Origin of the sequence: Saccharospirillum mangrovi (assembly GCF_003367315.1) — a bacterium.
Lineage (GTDB): Bacteria > Pseudomonadota > Gammaproteobacteria > Pseudomonadales > Natronospirillaceae > Saccharospirillum > Saccharospirillum mangrovi.
The window spans coordinates 1,003,309-1,019,261 of record NZ_CP031415.1 but is presented as its reverse complement, the minus strand read 5'-3'; the positions used below and the strand labels follow the sequence as shown (position 1 = coordinate 1,019,261).

Annotated in this window: 18 protein-coding genes; 11 read left to right on the top strand and 7 right to left on the bottom strand. The window is 57.9% G+C overall.

The features are described 5' to 3' along the window. Window positions 1-182 precede the first annotated feature (182 nt). Entirely contained in the window at window positions 183-1,535 is a 1,353-nt protein-coding gene (locus DW349_RS04835; protein WP_108125991.1) for a VTT domain-containing protein, read from the top strand. On the opposite strand, the gene DW349_RS04830 is transcribed toward DW349_RS04835, so the two are convergent. Further along, window positions 1,520-2,128 carry an LON peptidase substrate-binding domain-containing protein gene (locus DW349_RS04830; RefSeq protein WP_108125992.1) on the bottom strand — a complete coding sequence of 203 codons (609 nt, stop codon included), beginning with the start codon at window positions 2,126-2,128 and terminating at the stop codon, window positions 1,520-1,522. The two genes, DW349_RS04835 and DW349_RS04830, sit on opposite strands and share 16 nt — an antisense overlap. A 54-nt stretch (window positions 2,129-2,182) precedes the next feature. After that, complete coding sequence (locus DW349_RS04825) at window positions 2,183-2,419, bottom strand: hypothetical protein (protein ID WP_108125993.1); 237 nt, start codon at window positions 2,417-2,419, stop codon at window positions 2,183-2,185. Window positions 2,420-2,590: 171 nt separating this feature from the next. On the opposite strand from DW349_RS04825, the gene DW349_RS04820 reads away from it, so the two are divergent. The 4 genes from DW349_RS04820 to minE all read left to right on the top strand — a co-directional run bounded on the left by DW349_RS04820 (window position 2,591) and on the right by minE (window position 5,913). After that, complete coding sequence (locus tag DW349_RS04820) at window positions 2,591-4,084, top strand: helix-turn-helix domain-containing protein (protein WP_108125994.1); 1,494 nt, start codon at window positions 2,591-2,593, stop codon at window positions 4,082-4,084. Next, window positions 4,081-4,749, top strand: coding sequence for a septum site-determining protein MinC (gene minC, locus DW349_RS04815; RefSeq protein WP_108125995.1), 669 nt, complete (start codon window positions 4,081-4,083; stop codon window positions 4,747-4,749). Before DW349_RS04820 ends, minC begins: the two co-directional genes overlap by 4 nt. 101 nt (window positions 4,750-4,850) lie before the next feature. Continuing rightward, complete coding sequence (gene minD / locus DW349_RS04810; RefSeq protein ID WP_108125996.1) at window positions 4,851-5,660, top strand: septum site-determining protein MinD; 810 nt, start codon at window positions 4,851-4,853, stop codon at window positions 5,658-5,660. 1 nt (window position 5,661) lies between these two features. Next, window positions 5,662-5,913, top strand: coding sequence for a cell division topological specificity factor MinE (gene minE, locus DW349_RS04805; RefSeq protein WP_108125997.1), 252 nt, complete (start codon window positions 5,662-5,664; stop codon window positions 5,911-5,913). Between the two features lie 62 nt (window positions 5,914-5,975). Here the strand turns inward: minE and trxB are convergent, their stop codons facing one another. Then, the gene (trxB, locus tag DW349_RS04800; protein WP_108125998.1) at window positions 5,976-6,932 is read right to left on the bottom strand and encodes a thioredoxin-disulfide reductase; all 957 of its coding nucleotides are present in this window, start codon (window positions 6,930-6,932) and stop codon (window positions 5,976-5,978) included. Window positions 6,933-7,108: 176 nt separating this feature from the next. Continuing rightward, window positions 7,109-7,918, bottom strand: coding sequence for a regulatory signaling modulator protein AmpE (gene ampE, locus DW349_RS04795; RefSeq protein WP_108125999.1), 810 nt, complete (start codon window positions 7,916-7,918; stop codon window positions 7,109-7,111). Window positions 7,919-8,033: 115 nt separating this feature from the next. On the opposite strand from ampE, the gene nadC reads away from it, so the two are divergent. After that, on the top strand, window positions 8,034-8,909 hold the full coding sequence (nadC, locus tag DW349_RS04790) for a carboxylating nicotinate-nucleotide diphosphorylase (protein WP_108126000.1): 876 nt from the start codon (window positions 8,034-8,036) through the stop codon (window positions 8,907-8,909). A gap of 94 nt (window positions 8,910-9,003) precedes the next feature. Here the strand turns inward: nadC and DW349_RS04785 are convergent, their stop codons facing one another. Beyond that, window positions 9,004-9,465, bottom strand: coding sequence for a pilin (locus DW349_RS04785; protein WP_108126001.1), 462 nt, complete (start codon window positions 9,463-9,465; stop codon window positions 9,004-9,006). Between the two features lie 237 nt (window positions 9,466-9,702). On the opposite strand from DW349_RS04785, the gene pilB reads away from it, so the two are divergent. From pilB to yacG, 5 genes are read left to right on the top strand one after another with little or no spacing between them, the layout of a single operon-like run. Continuing rightward, entirely contained in the window at window positions 9,703-11,391 is a 1,689-nt protein-coding gene (gene pilB / locus DW349_RS04780) for a type IV-A pilus assembly ATPase PilB (RefSeq protein ID WP_108126002.1), read from the top strand. An 11-nt stretch (window positions 11,392-11,402) separates the two neighbouring features. Further along, window positions 11,403-12,626: a type II secretion system F family protein gene (locus DW349_RS04775; protein WP_108126003.1), complete on the top strand. Its 1,224-nt coding sequence runs from the start codon at window positions 11,403-11,405 to the stop codon at window positions 12,624-12,626. Continuing rightward, window positions 12,626-13,489, top strand: coding sequence for a prepilin peptidase (locus DW349_RS04770; protein WP_108126004.1), 864 nt, complete (start codon window positions 12,626-12,628; stop codon window positions 13,487-13,489). The genes DW349_RS04775 and DW349_RS04770 overlap by 1 nt, the downstream gene beginning before the upstream one ends. Beyond that, entirely contained in the window at window positions 13,486-14,103 is a 618-nt protein-coding gene (gene coaE / locus DW349_RS04765) for a dephospho-CoA kinase (RefSeq protein ID WP_108126005.1), read from the top strand. Before DW349_RS04770 ends, coaE begins: the two co-directional genes overlap by 4 nt. After that, window positions 14,100-14,303: a DNA gyrase inhibitor YacG gene (yacG, locus tag DW349_RS04760; RefSeq protein WP_108126006.1), complete on the top strand. Its 204-nt coding sequence runs from the start codon at window positions 14,100-14,102 to the stop codon at window positions 14,301-14,303. The genes coaE and yacG overlap by 4 nt, the downstream gene beginning before the upstream one ends. Window positions 14,304-14,309: 6 nt before the next feature. Here yacG and mutT read toward each other — a convergent pair whose 3' ends face one another. Together mutT and argJ are read right to left on the bottom strand one after the other, a co-directional pair. After that, window positions 14,310-14,723, bottom strand: coding sequence for an 8-oxo-dGTP diphosphatase MutT (gene mutT / locus DW349_RS04755; protein WP_108126007.1), 414 nt, complete (start codon window positions 14,721-14,723; stop codon window positions 14,310-14,312). A 1-nt stretch (window position 14,724) separates the two neighbouring features. Then, window positions 14,725-15,945 (bottom strand): bifunctional glutamate N-acetyltransferase/amino-acid acetyltransferase ArgJ, encoded by a 1,221-nt coding sequence (gene argJ / locus DW349_RS04750; RefSeq protein WP_108126008.1) that lies wholly within the window; start codon window positions 15,943-15,945, stop codon window positions 14,725-14,727. Window positions 15,946-15,953: the final 8 nt, after the last annotated feature.

The window sequence follows — 15,953 nt, the reverse complement described above, 5'->3', positions numbered from 1 at the left end:
GCCTTGCGCTCTTGACAGTCCCGACTAAGAATGCCGTCATTATAGCGACTAGAGCCACCCAATCACCACCCGGGCAAGCTAGGCTCAAGGAGTGTCACCACAGGGTCCGGGTCTGGTCTACGCCGATTATCTTTGTCGGCTCCGTTAACCCATTCGCACCATCATTACGTTTAAGGACGCCCATGGCTGTTTGGTTACAAGCGAGTCCCTGGCTGATTCTGGCCGCCATTTTTGTCGTTGCTTTTATCGAATCCTTTGCACTGGTGGGCGTCATCGTGCCGGGCGTGGTGTTTTTGTTCAGCCTTGCCGCCTTGGCACAAAGCACCGGTATTGCGCTGTGGTGGGTTCTGTTGGCGGCGGCGTTGGGCGCTTGCCTGGGTGATCTGTCGAGTTTCTTTATTGGCTATCGGCTGCAACATCAACTGGACCGTTTGGCGTGGGTGCAACGCCACCGCGACTGGTTGGCCGAGGGTGAATGGTTTTTCCGGCGCTGGGGTTGGCTCAGTGTGTTGATCGGTCGCTTTGTTGGTCCGCTGCGTCCGGTCGTGCCGTTGATTGCCGGCATGCTGAATATGTCGCCACGGGTGTTTGTCGGTTTGTCGATTGGCTCGGTGATTGCCTGGGCCCCGGCGTATATGTTGCCTGGGTTTATCGCCGGTGAATTGGTGGAGCTCATGCATCACCGCTCGTTGGCCGAACGCAGCCTGATCGTCACCGTCCTGGTCGCCACGGCTGGCTTGCTGGCCTTTATGGTGCTCTACCACCATTTGCACCCACAGCACCCGAAGATGTTGCAACGCTGGCCCTGGCTGAACCGCTTGTCGCCACGGTTGCCGTTTTCCTCGGTCATGCTTGCGGTCACTGCCGGCAGCGCACTGCTGTGGCTGATTCTGGCACGACCCTTGGTCTGGGATGCGTTGTTGAACGCTCAGGTGCCCATCTGGCGCAGCGGCTGGGCCGATTCGTTGTTTGTTGCCTACACCTTGCTGGGCGATCCACGAATTCTGGCGCTGACCGGCCTGATGTTCGCGTTCTGGTTTTTCCTGAAAGGCTTCTACTGGCTACCAACGCAACTGGTGGTCACCATCGCTTTGGCGCAGTGGGGCATTTTTGAACTCAAATCCTTCTTCAGCGTGCCCCGCCCGACCTGGGTTGCCACCTTGCCGCCGGGCGATTCGTTTCCATCCGGTCACGCCTCCGCCTTTGCGCTCTACATCGCCTTGGCAGCCGCCATCGCCAACGAGAGCCGCCCGGCCGACAAACGCTGGCAACTGTACCTGCCGGCCGGCATCGTGATGCTCGGCATGGCGTTTTCCCGGGTATGGCTGGGCGTGCACTGGCTGTCGGATGTGTTGGCGGGACTGGCGCTGGCGCTGTTCTGCGCGGCCCTGGGTCGGCTGGCATACGCCCAATTGACCGCCAAACGGTTTCATCTGGCCGGCACCGCTGCGTTCTGGTGGCTGATCGGGCTGACCTTTGCGGCTTATCTGGTGCTGATGCTGCCGCAGGCGCGGCTGGATTACGCCTTGGGCTGAGCGTCCACGCCCGCCAGTTCCGCGAGCATCCGGTCGAGTTGCCGACAGCGCTCGACCAAACCGTCCGCATCCAGCAACCGCTGTTTCATACGACGCTCCAGCGGCAGCCAGGTCATCAACTGATGCAGCGCGCTGAGCGACGGTTCCATGTCGATGCCGACCTGTTCGGCCAGATACGGATGATCCAGCAACGCGTCCATCAACGGCTGAAAATGCTCGCGCCAATGCGCCAAAGCGGCGACTTCCGATGCCGTTTCTTCCAACGGAACCACTGTTCCCCACCACAACCCGGTCGCATCTTTATCCAGATCGCTGACACGAACGCGGCAACGCCCGGCCACGGTAATGCCGAGCAAGCCGTTATCGCGCTGACCAAAATCGATGATGTTGCCCCAGCAACCTATCACCGATTGACCACGCACCGGCTCGCCAATCAGCACCACGAAACCATCGTCTTCGCGCATGCAGCGCGACACCATCATCAGGTAGCGCGGCTCGAATATTTGCAGCGGCAAGGTGGCTTCGGGCAGCAGCAGCGCTTCCAATGGGAACAGGGCGCAGCGTTCACCGGACCGGACCCAGGTGTCGGACATCACGACCTCCCAACATCGATTACAGACAATGGCCGACCTATACGCTCAGTTACGTCAGGCGGTTTCATCTAATAGTACAAAGGACAGAAAGGTCAGCACCAGGAAAGTGATGGCGGCAAAGGGTGGCGAAGGAATGCACCAGACCAGCGTCGCACCGCCCAGCCAGAGGCGTTTGACCCAATCGATCTTGACCCGGTGACGGGCGCTTTGCACACGCAGGCTGTGCGGCGTTTCCGGCAAACGCCAGAACTGCCACCAGCGCAACACAGCCAAGCAACACCAATACGCCATGGCGACCCTCCTGCACGACAGCGGACGGTGGAACGCTCTTTCAGCCTAGTTCAGCCTGCCAGACCGACTGTTACGAAATGTTGCCACCGTCGTGGGTCGCGCACGGCAGTTCACTTCCGACCGACAGGTCACTAGAATGCTCGCCACCATTTCGCCAGCAGCGAACTTTTCATGACGATTAACAGCGAAAGCCTGCGCTTCATTTTGGGCATCAAGGTCAAGCAGTACCGCCAGGCGGCGGGTTTGTCGTTGAAGCAACTGGCACAACGCACCGATTTATCGATTTCCTACCTCAGCGAAATCGAAAAAGGCAAAAAGTACCCCAAGCCGGAAAAAATCATTCAATTGGCCGAGGGGCTGGGCAAGAGCTACGACGATCTGGTGTCGATGCAGCTCGACGAAGAACTGAACCCCATCACCGCCCTGCTCAACTCGCCGTTGTTCAAGGATTTTCCACTGCAACAATTCGGCATCGGCTTGTCGGACCTGTTCGATCTGGTCACCGATTCGCCATCCAAAGCCGGCGCCTTTGTGCGCACCCTGCTGGAAATCGGCCGCGGTTACGACATGCAGGTCGAGCATTTCCTGCTCGCCGCGCTGCGCTCGTACCAGAAAATGCACCTGAATTATTTCGCCGAACTGGAAGAACAGGCACAGCAATTTCGCCAGCAACACCAGTTGCCGACCGATCAGACGTTGACGCTGGACTGGCTGACTCAGCGCCTGACCAACGACTACCGCTGCGCCGTCGAATACGACGATTTCGAATCGAAACCGGAATTGACCGGGCTGCGCTCAATCTGCGTATCGCCGCGCCGCCTGGTCGTTAACAGCCGGCTATCCAATCAGCAACGGCAGTTTCTGCTCGCCAAGGAATTGGGCTTTCGCTATCTGGCGATGGCCGAGCGGTCGATGACGTCGTCCTGGATCAAGGTCGAGTCGTTCGAACAGGTGTTCAACAACTTCAAAGCCTCGTACTTCGCCAGCGCCCTGCTGATTCCCGAAGCGCCACTGATCGACGATCTGCGCGCCTGGCTGGCACAGCCGCGTTTTGATGGCGACGCCCTGGTCGCACTGATGCAGCGTTACGACGCCACGCCGGAAATGTTTCTGTATCGGATGTCGCAACTGATGCCGCATCACTTTGGTCTGCATCAGATGCATTACATGCGCCTGCACAACCCGGCCGACAGTCGGCGCTACACCATCGCCAAAGAACTGAACACCACCAACGTGTTCTCACCGCGCGGCTTTGGCCCCAACGAACACCATTGCCGCCGCTGGGTGGCGATGAAACTGCTCGAAGTCGTCAGCGACCGGCAACGCAGTGGCGAAACGCCGCAATTGCTGGTGGCCGCGCAGCGCAGCCGGTTCATTCATCAGGACCAGACGTTCTTCAATTTCGCCGTGGTACGGCCGCTGTCGCTGGAACAAAACAGCAATACCGCCATGGCATTGGGCTTTCTGATCGACGATCGCTTCCGTGAAATTGCGGCGTTCTGGCAAGACACCGACGTACCGGAAATGGACGTCCACGAAAGCTGCGAACGCTGCCCGCTGACCGACTGCGACAGCCGCGCTGCCGAACCGACGTTGCTGACCGCCAAGCAACAACAACGGCAACGCGAAATCGCGCTGCAAGATTATCTGGACCAGCACGCATGAGCGCACCGCAACCGCTCGACGTCCGCGCCCGCATGCTGCCAATTCAACGGCTGCGCATCGACTCGCTGGACGAAACCGAACTGAGCCAACGCCTGGACGCCACCGTCAAACAAGCGCCGGCGCTGTTTCAACGCGCGCCGGTAGCGCTCGATCTCAGCCCGGTGATCGAACACCTGAGCGAGCCAGCGCTGACGAACGCACTGGCACAGGCACGCCAGCGCGGCCTGATCGTCTTTGCGCTGGCCGGTCCCAAGGCGGACTTGCTGCCCTGGTGCGATCAGTTTCATCTGGCCTGGCAGGACGAGCAGGACAAGCCAGCCAAAGCCCGCGCTCACACGCCGACGCTGAGCACCCAGGTGGTGACTCAGCCGGTGCGATCCGGCCAACAGATTTATGCCCGGGACGCGCATTTGATCGTGATGAATCAGGTCAGCGCCGGTGCGGAAATCATCGCCGACGGCAACATTCACGTGTTCGGTCGGTTGCGCGGGCGGGCGCTGGCCGGCGGGCAAGGCTGGACCAACGCCGAAATTGTCTGCCAGCAGATGGACGCCGATCTGGTCGCCATCGCCGGTCTGTATCGGGTGCGGGATGATCTGCCCGAAGCGACCGGCGCTGCGCGCATTTACCGGCTCGACGATGAGATTCGGGTGGATTGCTACTGAAGCCAGACGCTATCCTTGCTAGGCTCGCCGCGACGGGCAATGATTCGCGCGCAATCGTCACCGCAACATCATGGATTCAACAAACACAGGAACGCTTTATTTTGGCCAAGATCGTCGTCATCACCTCCGGCAAAGGGGGCGTGGGCAAGACCACAACCAGTGCCGCCATCAGCATGGGCCTGGCGTTGAAAGGCCACAAAACCGTGGTCATCGATTTTGACATCGGCCTGCGCAACCTCGACATCATCATGAATTGCGAACGCCGCGTGGTGTTCGATTTCGTCAATGTGATTCAAGGCGAAGCCAGCCTCAATCAGGCGTTGATCAAAGACAAACGCTGCGACCAGCTGTACATCCTGCCGGCGTCGCAAACGCGCGACAAAGACGCGCTGACCCGCGAGGGCGTCAAAGCCGTGCTGGACGAACTGGCGCAGCAATTCGAATTCATCATCTGCGACTCGCCCGCCGGCATCGAACAGGGCGCGTTGATGGCGCTGTATTACGCCGATGAAGCCATTGTCGTGACCAACCCGGAAGTCTCATCCGTGCGCGATTCCGATCGCATTCTCGGCATTCTGCAAAGCAAGAGTCTGCGTGCCGAAACCGGCGCTGAGCCGGTAAAAGAACACTTGCTGATCACTCGCTTTGACCCGGAACGCGTCGCCCGCGGTGAAATGCTGACGGTTCAGGACATCGAAGAAATTCTGGCGGTGTCGTTGCTCGGTGTGATCCCGGAAAGCCAGGCAGTACTGAACGCCTCGAACAAAGGCATGCCGGTGGTGTTGGACGAAAAGAGCGACGCAGGTCAGGCCTATCTGGACACCGTCGACCGCTTCCTCGGTGAAGACAAACCGCACCGTTTCCTCGAAGCCCAGCGCAAGGGTTTCTTCAAACGGGTTTTCGGAGGCTGAGATGGCATTCTTCGACCGCTTTCGCGACAAGGAAGAGGCCCGGTCGGCGGATGTCGCCCGTGATCGCCTCAAGGTGATCGTCAGCCACGAACGCCGCCAACGCAACGCACCGAGTTACTTACCCTCGTTGCAACGCGACATCCTGGCGGTGATCGAAAAATACGTGCGGGTAGAGCCGGATCAGGTGCAGGTCGATCTGAACGACGACGGCAACCATTCGATCCTGGAAGTGAACGTCAACCTGCCCAAATAATTCCCGTCCCGAAAAACAAAAACGCCGGCAACTGCCGGCGTTTTTTATGGTCTGAATATCACTTAAGCGTGCTTCAGCTTGTCCAGGTATTTCTCGGCATCGAGCGCCGCCATACAGCCGGTACCGGCTGAGGTAATGGCCTGACGATAAATGTGGTCCATCACATCGCCCGCGGCAAACACGCCCGGAACACTGGTCTGAGTGGCGTTACCGGCCAAGCCGGAATTGACCTTGATGTAACCGCCTTCCATCGCCAGTTGGCCTTCGAAAATACCCGTGTTGGGAGTGTGGCCGATGGCAATGAACACGCCGTCCAACACCAGTTCAGAGGTGCTGTTGTCGAGGGTGTTTTTCAGCCGAACGCCGGTCACGCCCATTTCATCGCCCAGCACTTCATCCAGGGTGTTGTTCCAGTGAAACACCACCTTGCCTTCGCGTTCTTTTTCCACCAGTCGGTCGGCCAGAATCTTCTCGGAACGAACACTGTCGCGACGGTGAATCAAATGCACCTTGCTGGCGATGTTAGCCAGATACAGCGCTTCCTCGACGGCGGTATTACCACCACCAACAACCGCCACTTCCTTACCCCGGTAGAAGAAACCGTCACAGGTTGCACACGCCGATACGCCTTTGCCCTGGAACGCAGTTTCGCTGTCCAGACCCAGATAACGAGCGCTGGCGCCGGTGGCAATGATCAGCGCATCGCAGGTGTAAACGCCCTGGTCGCCTTCCAGACGAAACGGCTTTTGCGTCAGCTGCGTGGTGTGAATGTGGTCAAAGATGATTTCGGTATCGAAGCGCTCGGCGTGCTCCTTCATCTTTTCCATCAGTTCCGGGCCTTGCAACTCAGCGTGACCACCGGGCCAGTTCTCGACTTCGGTGGTCGTGGTCAGCTGGCCGCCCATCTGCATGCCGGTGATGACAATCGGCTTCAGGTTCGCGCGTGCCGCATAGACCGCCGCGGTGTAACCAGCCGGGCCGGAACCGAGGATGATCAATTCATGATGCTGAGTGCTCATAGCGGAGTGTCCGTCCATTTAAAGGTGGGAGAAATTCGACTGGCGCATAGAATGGCGGCTTTGGCGATTGATTCAAGCCTTGCCTTTCTATAGCGGCGATTGTTAATGACTAAGATTAAGTGAGGATTAAATGAATAGCCGGGCGCCCTGCCGTCGCGGGAAGGCGCCCGCATCGGTCAGGCGAAAATAGTAAACATCGCCAACACCACCAGCCAAAGCACCTGCGCGCGCTTGACCAGCAACAACAAATCTTCCGGTTTTTGTTCGTGCGGTTCACCCGGCAACGACGAACGCACCGCCGACGCCAGCAAGGCACGATCGACGTATTCAAACTCACGCAAGCGCCGCACCCAGATGGCAAACCCCTGCGCAAAATTGCCGACCAGCGCCAGACTGAGCGTCAGCAGACGAACCGGAATCCAGTTCACCGCATGGCTCAATTGCAGCGCCAGCGTGCCGCCCAGCTCACCACGGAAAATGGGTTGCACCTGGCTCAACAGACACGACATCACCACACCCGGCGCGCCAAAGGCGACATACCAAAACAGGCTGACAAAGAAATTCTGAAACAACTGATAAGCGATGCCCTGCTTAACCGCCTGATCCATCTGACTGGCGCCGCGTTCGTACAGGCCTTCCTGCAACCCCAGCGAGGAGACCGCCAACTGATAGGCGGCTTCGTCATCGCCCTCTTCCTGCAAGGCGCGATAGGCTTTCAGCCGGTCCGACTGATCGCCGGGGCCAAACGCCAGCACCAGCACGATGAACCCCACCAGCGCCGACACCCACCACAGCTGCAACCACCACAGCAACAGCCAGACCAGAACGGCTGGCAACAGAACAATCAACAACAAAGCCAAGGTTCCGCCGCCAAGACGGCGAATGAGAAAGGCCAGAACGGAGTGCATAGAATCCATGCCGGGCAAGCGCCGGGCGGTAACGCTGAGCGACACCAGCCAGGCAAGCAATGCTGCCACAAAGGTCATGTTGCGAAGCTCCAAGTTGCGATAATGGCGCTCAGATTACCATCGGCCCCGACCGATTGCGAAGCGCTCGGCCGCCTCCCTATAATGCCGCCTCAACCGACGACCAGGACGCCTAATGTTTATTGCCGACACGCCTTACGCCGCCACTTTAGCCGACCATCTGGCGCGCAGCGTTCGTTTTGCGCTGGAAGAAGATCTCGGTTCCGGCGACATAACCGCCCAACTGATTCCGGCTGACACTCAAGCCTCGGCACGCGTCATCACCCGAGAGGCCGGTGTCCTGTGTGGCCGCGAATGGTTTGACGCCTGCTTTCATCAGATCGACGCCAGACTGCAATTAAACTGGCACGTTGAAGACGGCGACGCGGTAACGCCCAATCAACTGTTGGTCGAGATTCATGGCGCAGCGCGCAGCATTTTGACCGCAGAACGTTGCGCACTGAATTTTCTGCAAACGCTCAGTGCCACCGCCACGGCAGCACACCATTACGCCAGCCGCGTCGAGTCGTTGCCGCTCGCCATTCTCGACACCCGCAAAACGCTGCCAGGTTTGCGCCTGGCGCAAAAATACGCAGTGTTAGCCGGAGGTTGTCAGAATCATCGGTTGGGTTTGTACGACCGGTTTTTGATCAAAGAAAATCACATCGCCGCCTGCGGTGGCATTCAACCGGCCATTGCTCAGGCCAAACGTTTGCACCCGGACATTCCCGTTGAAATTGAAGTGGAAACTCTGGCGCAACTGGACGAAGCCATTGCCGCCGGCGCCGACATCGTGATGCTGGATAATTTCGATACCGACGCCACCCGCCAGGCCGTTGAACGCACCGCCGGTCGCGTCAAACTGGAAAGCTCGGGGGACTTCGATCTGGATCGATTGAACGCCGACCTGGCAGCGGGTGCCAGTGTCGATTTTATTTCCGTCGGCGCGATCACCAAACACATTCAGGCGATGGATCTCAGTTTACGACTGACGATGGACGAGTCTGCCTGATATTCAAATCCAAATAAAAAAAAGCCGCGAATCCAGTAACGATTCGCGGCTTTTTTTTGGCTAGCTCAGTAAAAGTTTGCAGCCATTCAAGACATCAAAAAGCCACGTCATCTTCAGCGCTGCAACCGCTGGGCGTGTAGTCATCCTGCCAACCGCCCAGAGCATCTTTGTATATTTTACAGTTCCAGATTCCGGCCGAATTTCGTTCCAGAGAAAACACAGTGCCGGCAATCGAGACAGCGGCGTCACCTCCTAAAGTGGCGCGTAAAAAACCGGAACCGTTTGCTGAACTGGCAAAATCAATCTGATAATTTCCTTCACCCACCAGCGACGACACCTGACCACCCAAGTCTGCTATTTCGTCAAAATCGGTAACACCGCGCATCAACCGATCTTCAACATTCGACTTCAATGCCGTCAGTTCGGCATAGACTCGATTGACCTGCGTCCGTGCAATGTGGTCCTGATACGCTGGCAATACCAACGATGCCAAAATGCCGATGATGGCAACCACCATCATCAATTCAATCAAACTAAATCCCTGCTGATTTCGCATCTTCCTTCTCCTTGGAAAAAACTGTCATGCACGATCTCGTTGGGCTTACTCAATCGCACCGACCGATCATGCCAACGCCGTTCCGCTGAGTTAACCGTTCAAGCCACGATAAAAAGTGCGCTGGCTCACAACCTGACAATAAGGTCGGCCACAACACTGAAGTCGGGACGCCGCATCGGCTATAAACGGCTTCGCCCATTGGATGGGCGTTCACTCTGTTTTAACAAAGGACTGTCGATGACCACTTCACTTTCTGGCTTGGCCCAACGCCTGGTTCAGGCACAACTGCTGACCGCCTCTGAAGCCCAACAACTGACGGCGACGGCACAACAACAAAACCTCAGCCTGATGACACTGTTGCTGAACGAAAGACGGGTACCACCACGCCCGTTGGCGGAACTGGCAGCGGGAGAATTTGGTTTACCTTTTTGCGATCTGAACACGCTCGACTTATCCAACGCACCAACGCAGTTGGTGTCTGATCAACTGTTGAACCGGTTGCGGTTGTTGCCATTGCAGCAGCGCGACGAGGTGCTCTGTGTGGGCCTGGCCGATCCCAGTCAGTTGTCGGCGCTGGACGAAGTTCGCTTTCACACCGGCTTAGCCATTGAAGCCTGGATGGTCGATCACGATCAGTTGGAACGCGCGCTGCAGCAGTGGCTCGATAAGGCGTCGGATGTGCTGTTGGAGTCGAAAGACACCGAAGCGCAGTCTGCAATTCACCGACCGCCGATGCATCTTGAACTGACCAGCGATACCGACGATGCACCGATCATTCGGTTTGTGCAGCAGATGCTGACCACGGCCATTCGCCAAGGTGCGTCCGACCTTCATTTCGAACCCTATGAGCACCGCTATCGGATTCGATTTCGCATTGATGGCGTCTTGAAGGACATCGCTCAACCGCCGGTGTCGGTCGGCCCGAAACTCGCTGCTCGTCTGAAAATTCTGGCCAATCTGGACATCTCCGAGCGGCGCCTGCCCCAGGATGGCCGACTGACACTGCGACTCGACGCAAACACCACAACCGATTTTCGCGTCAGCACCTTGCCGACCCTCTTTGGTGAAAAAGTGGTGTTGCGGGTACTCGACGCGTCAACCGCACGATTGAACATTGAGGCGCTGGGATTGGAGGAAGACTCTCTGCAACGTCTGTTGCGCGCGTTGAAAAAACCGCAGGGCATGATTCTGGTAACCGGCCCGACCGGTTCGGGAAAAACCGTGTCGCTCTACGCGGCGTTAAGTTTGTTGAATCGGGAAGGCATCAACATTTCCAGCGCCGAAGATCCGGTGGAAATTCATCTTGAAGGCGTGAATCAGGTCAGCATCAACCCGCGCATCGGATTGGAATTCGCCACCGTTTTGCGCGCATTTTTACGACAGGATCCGGACGTCATTATGGTCGGTGAAATACGCGATCTGGACACCGCCAACACGGCGATTCGCGCAGCGCAAACCGGCCATCTGGTGTTATCGACGCTGCACACCAACAGCGCTGCGGCGACGCTGATTCGCATGCTCAACATGGGCGTACCGGCCTTTAACCTGATCGCCAGTATTCAATTGATTGTGGCCCAGCGTCTGGTTCGGCGTTTGTGCGCGCATTGCAAAGCAGCCACGACCTTGAGCCAACAGGAGTGGCAGGCGGCGGGGCTGGACCCCGCACAGTTTGGTCAAACGACATTATTTAAGGCCGTCGGTTGTGAACACTGCCATCAGGGCTACAAGGGTCGGTTGGGTTTGTTTGAAGTGGTCGAACTGACGGCGGAAATGGCGCAATCGATGTTAACCGGCGCGAGCGTTCAGGCTTTAGAAAACGCTTTGGCCGACGCTGGATACGACGGCCTGCGACAAGCGGGCTTGCGCAAGGTTCTGGCCGGTTTGACCAGCCTGGAAGAAGTACACCGCATCACCGTGGATGACTGAAAGGGGGCACCATGAACAAATCACCTTCGCCGGAAATTTGGTTCAACTTTGTTGCCATCGATCACACCGGACTCCGACATCAAGGCCGCATTTCCAGCTCGTCGCCCACTCTGGCCAGGCTGATGTTGCAACGCCAGGGGATGGTGCGCGTCATCCGCTTGTACCGGCAAACATCCTGGTTCGGTTTCGGCCAACGCAGCGTCAGGCCAGCCGACATTGCTGCGTTCACCCGTCAGCTTGCGACGTTACTCAAAGCCGGCGTTCCGCTTATGCAGGCGTTCGACATTATTCGGCAGGGGTTGGCGCAACCGCGGCTGTCTCAACTCGTTAATCAACTGAGCCAGGCGGTCGCCAGCGGCAGCACTTTTACTGATGCCTTACGCCAACACCCCGACCAGTTCAGCGCACTCTATGTCGCGCTTATTGACGCCGGAGAACGGTCGGGCAGTTTGGATGTGATGCTCGAACGGGTCGCGGTGCATTTGGAAAAATCCGAACGAATTCGCCAGCAAATTCGTGGCGCTTTGACTTACCCGATACTGGTATTAGCGGTTGCTGGCATCGTGACCGCCATCTTGTTGCTCAAGGTGGTACCGACCTTTGCCGAGATGTTCGCCAGCTTTGGTGCCTCCTTGCCAACCGCCACAGCCCTGGTGATTCAACTGTCGCAACAGCTACAGGCCAAAGGCCCGATGCTGTTCGGCGGACTGGTGATGGTTTCGGTTTTGTTGCGGTTCCAACTGCGCCGTTCGCTGAACTGGCAACGCGCATGGCAAAGGCTGCAATTGAAACTACCGCTGCTCGGGCCGGTTTTGCACCAGGCGGCCCTGGCCCGTTATGCCCGAACGTTATCGACCACCTTTGCGGCCGGAGTTCCGTTGTTCAATGCTTTGCAATCCGCAGCCGGCGCGGCCGGTAATTGGGTTTACCAAAAAGCGATAACTGAGGTTGGCAAAACGGTTGCTAACGGCACGGAATTGGCTAACGCCATGCGGCAACATGCGTGCTTTCCTGCGTTGCTGACGCAGTTGGTTGCCATCGGTGAACAGTCCGGCACCTTGGAATCTATGCTAAACAAGGCCGCTGACATCTACGAAAGCGCGGTCGACCAGCAGGTGAATTCGCTGACCCGTTTACTGGAGCCGATGATCATGACTGTCTTGGGACTCCTGGTCGGCGGTTTGGTAGTATCCATGTATCTGCCCATCTTCCGCCTGGGAGCGGTCATCGGTTAATGAATCTCTTGGATATTTTGCGCGCCAGCCCGGCGACTTTGCTGGTGTTTGCCGGCCTCGCCGGACTGATTTTCGGCAGCTTTCTGAACGTCGTAATTCATCGCTTACCCATCATGATGCAACGCCAATGGGCGCGCGATGTAGCCCAGCACGAAGGCCGGGAATTACCGCCTTCCGAACCATTCAATCTGATGCGTCCCGATTCGCATTGCCCACATTGCCAACATCGCATTCGCGCCTGGGAAAACATTCCGCTGCTCAGCTATATCGTATTGCGCGGTCGATGCTCACATTGCCAGGCTCCCATTTCACTGCGCTATCCATTGTTAGAACTAGCGGCCGCGATATTGGCGCTGGCCGTGGCCTGGCGCTTCGGTGCCAGCCTGCAGACGTTGGCGCTGATGGGGTTTTTCTGGACTTTGCTGACGCTGACCGCCATCGATATCGACCATCAATTGTTGCCCGATGTGCTTACGCTGCCGCTGTTATGGGTCGGATTGCTGCTGAATCTCAATGGCTTGTTCACGCCACTGCCTGATGCCGTGCTCGGTGCTGCCTTGGGCTATTCGTCGCTTTGGTCGCTGTACTGGGTGTTCAAGTTATTGACCGGCAAAGACGGCATGGGCTTCGGCGACTTCAAACTCTTTGCCGCCTTCGGCGCCTGGTTTGGTTGGGCCAGCCTGCCACTGATCATTTTTCTTGCAGCCATCGTCGGCGCGGTGCTGGGTTTGGCGGCCATCGCGGTGATGGGTCGCCAGCGTCAATTGCCGATTCCGTTTGGTCCTTATTTGTGCGGCGCGGCGCTGGTGTATGTGTTTTGGGGTGACGCGTTGATGCACTGGTATCTGAGGGGACTGGCATGATCATTGGACTTACCGGCGGTATCGGTTCTGGCAAATCGTCAGCGGCGTTGATTTTCGAACGCCTCGGCATTGGCTGCGTCGATGCGGATCGGGTGGCACGCGAAGTGGTCGAACCCGGCGAACCAGCGCTGGCGGCCATCCTTGACCATTTCGGCGCTGGCATCCTGACGACCGACGGTCACTTGAATCGGGCTGCCCTGCGGGATCGCATTTTCCAGGACGACGAGCAACGACTTTGGCTGGAAGCGTTATTGCACCCGGCCATCCGCCAACGCATGCAACAGCAGTTAGCGGCGTTTCAATCACCCTACGCTCTGTTGGTGGCGCCGCTGTTGTTCGAGAACGATCTGGACCAGGGCTGCGATGAGAGCGTGCTGATTGATGTTTCCGAAGACATTCAGATTCGCCGTGTAATTGAGCGTGACGGTGGCAGCGAGGCACAGGCCCGAGCCATCATCGATCGACAAATGAGCCGCGCTGACAAACGCGCCCGCGCCGATCACATCATCGACAACAGCGGCACCCTGGCCGAATTGGAAGCCGCTGTGGTTGCATTGCACCACAGCTTTATGGCAAAACTGCCCACCCAATCACCACCCGGGCCAACGTCATGACCGTTGAAGTGCCTTGTCCTACCTGTCGCAAAACTCTGAAATACGATCCGGCCAACCCGCACCGCCCGTTTTGCAGCGAACGCTGTCGTTTGATCGATTTAGGGGAATGGGCGAGTGAAAGCCATCGCATTGCAGGTAAGCCAGCGGCGGAAGAATTACTGAGTGATGATTTGCCGCCGAGCGACGAACGCCCGCACTGAGCGGTGTCAGACTGAGGTGGCGAGGTAAGACTGCAACTGAGCAATTAAGCTGCGATTGGCTTCGGGGAAGTCGTACTGATCCAGCTCATTGACCGCCACCCAGCGCACCGGCTGACCTTCCAGACCTTGCGCCTGACCGGTGAATTCGGGGCAAATCCAGGTGTCCAACAAAACGCGCTTGTCGCCGTAGTCAAAATCCAGACAAGTCAGCGCAATCATCGTGTTCGGATCGACCGTCAGGCCGACTTCTTCGGCCAATTCCCGCGCCAGTGCCTGCGGTACCGTTTCTCCAGTTTCGACTTTTCCGCCCGGAAATTCCCACAGGCCGCCCTGATGTTGGTGGTCGGCGCGCTTGGCGATCAATACGGCATCGCCATCCAACACCATGCCAACGGCAACCTGTACGGTCTTGACCGCCATATCAGGTGCGATATTCCGCGTTGATGCGGATGTATTCGTAGGACAGATCCGTGGTCCAGACTCGATCGGCTACCGGACCGCGATTCAACACCACCCGAATGGTCAATTCTTCCTGACGCATAACCGCGCTGCCCGCCGCTTCGGTGTAGTCGGCGGCGCGCTCGCCCTGGGCTACGATTTGAATGTCGTCCAGCCAGATATCCACTTTGTCGACATCCAGGTCGGCCAGGCCACTGCGACCAACCGCCGCCAGAATGCGCCCCCAGTTGGCGTCTGACGCCGTCAGTGCCGTTTTTACCAGCGGGCTGTGTGCAATGGTGTAAGCCACGGCCAACGCTTCGTCGGTCGACGCTGCCTGCTCAACGGCTATCTCGATAAATTTGGTGGCGCCTTCGCCGTCGCGCACGATTTCGTGAGCCAGGCCGCGCATAACGTCGATCAAGGCATCGCGGAAAGCGTCGTAGCTTGGGTGCTGTGGTGAATCGATCTCACTGACCGCTGCCTGGCCGGTGGCGACCAACATGCAGGCGTCGTTGGTGGAGGTGTCGCTGTCGACGGTGATGCGATTGAAACTGGCGTTCACTGCGTCGCGTAACAATGAATCCAATAAGGCAGGCGCGACTTTAGCATCGGTGGCGACGAACGACAGCATGGTAGCCATGTTCGGTTTAATCATACCCGAACCCTTGGCGATGCCGGTGATGCGAATGCGCTCGCCATCAAGTTCGATTTCACACGACAGGCCTTTGGGGCGGGTATCGGTTGTCATGATGCCGCGTGCGGCGGCTTGCCAATTGTCTGCTTTCAGATCATCCAGGGCGTTGGGCAAGCCGGCCAACAAACGATCCATCGGCAGATACTCACCGATGACTCCGGTGGAAAACGGTAATACCGACTCACTCGGCAAATCGGTTAAGCGGCCCAGTTCCTGACAGCTGTCGTTGGCGTCTTTCAAGCCACGGGCGCCGGTACCGGCGTTGGCATTGCCGGTGTTGATCAACCAGAGTTGGGGCGGCTGAGACTGCAAGTGCGCCTTAGCCACTTGAACCGGTGCTGCACAAAACGCGTTGGTCGTGAACACACCCGCGGTTCTTGCACCGTCGGCCAGGCGGAACACCACCAGATCGGTTCGTCCAACGCGCTTGATGCCCGCTTGCGCCACGCCGATGTCAACACCGGCGATGGGCAACAACACTCCCGTTAAACCTTCACCAACGGCCATGGCCTTTC

Excerpts from the sequence above, each read along its gene's own strand:
- DW349_RS04775 (WP_108126003.1), top strand. The coding sequence starts at position 11,403 with ATGAACAAATCACCTTCGCCGGAAATTTGGTTCAACTTTGTTGCCATC.
- yacG (WP_108126006.1), top strand. The coding sequence starts at position 14,100 with ATGACCGTTGAAGTGCCTTGTCCTACCTGTCGCAAAACTCTGAAATAC.
- trxB (WP_108125998.1), bottom strand. The coding sequence starts at position 6,932 with ATGAGCACTCAGCATCATGAATTGATCATCCTCGGTTCCGGCCCGGCT.
- ampE (WP_108125999.1), bottom strand. The coding sequence starts at position 7,918 with ATGACCTTTGTGGCAGCATTGCTTGCCTGGCTGGTGTCGCTCAGCGTT.
- mutT (WP_108126007.1), bottom strand. The coding sequence starts at position 14,723 with ATGGCGGTCAAGACCGTACAGGTTGCCGTTGGCATGGTGTTGGATGGC.
- coaE (WP_108126005.1), top strand. The coding sequence starts at position 13,486 with ATGATCATTGGACTTACCGGCGGTATCGGTTCTGGCAAATCGTCAGCG.
- DW349_RS04830 (WP_108125992.1), bottom strand. The coding sequence starts at position 2,128 with ATGTCCGACACCTGGGTCCGGTCCGGTGAACGCTGCGCCCTGTTCCCA.
- DW349_RS04825 (WP_108125993.1), bottom strand. The coding sequence starts at position 2,419 with ATGGCGTATTGGTGTTGCTTGGCTGTGTTGCGCTGGTGGCAGTTCTGG.
- DW349_RS04770 (WP_108126004.1), top strand. The coding sequence starts at position 12,626 with ATGAATCTCTTGGATATTTTGCGCGCCAGCCCGGCGACTTTGCTGGTG.
- pilB (WP_108126002.1), top strand. The coding sequence starts at position 9,703 with ATGACCACTTCACTTTCTGGCTTGGCCCAACGCCTGGTTCAGGCACAA.
- nadC (WP_108126000.1), top strand. The coding sequence starts at position 8,034 with ATGTTTATTGCCGACACGCCTTACGCCGCCACTTTAGCCGACCATCTG.
- DW349_RS04785 (WP_108126001.1), bottom strand. The coding sequence starts at position 9,465 with ATGCGAAATCAGCAGGGATTTAGTTTGATTGAATTGATGATGGTGGTT.
- minC (WP_108125995.1), top strand. The coding sequence starts at position 4,081 with ATGAGCGCACCGCAACCGCTCGACGTCCGCGCCCGCATGCTGCCAATT.
- DW349_RS04835 (WP_108125991.1), top strand. The coding sequence starts at position 183 with ATGGCTGTTTGGTTACAAGCGAGTCCCTGGCTGATTCTGGCCGCCATT.
- DW349_RS04820 (WP_108125994.1), top strand. The coding sequence starts at position 2,591 with ATGACGATTAACAGCGAAAGCCTGCGCTTCATTTTGGGCATCAAGGTC.
- minE (WP_108125997.1), top strand. The coding sequence starts at position 5,662 with ATGGCATTCTTCGACCGCTTTCGCGACAAGGAAGAGGCCCGGTCGGCG.
- argJ (WP_108126008.1), bottom strand. The coding sequence starts at position 15,945 with ATGGCCGTTGGTGAAGGTTTAACGGGAGTGTTGTTGCCCATCGCCGGT.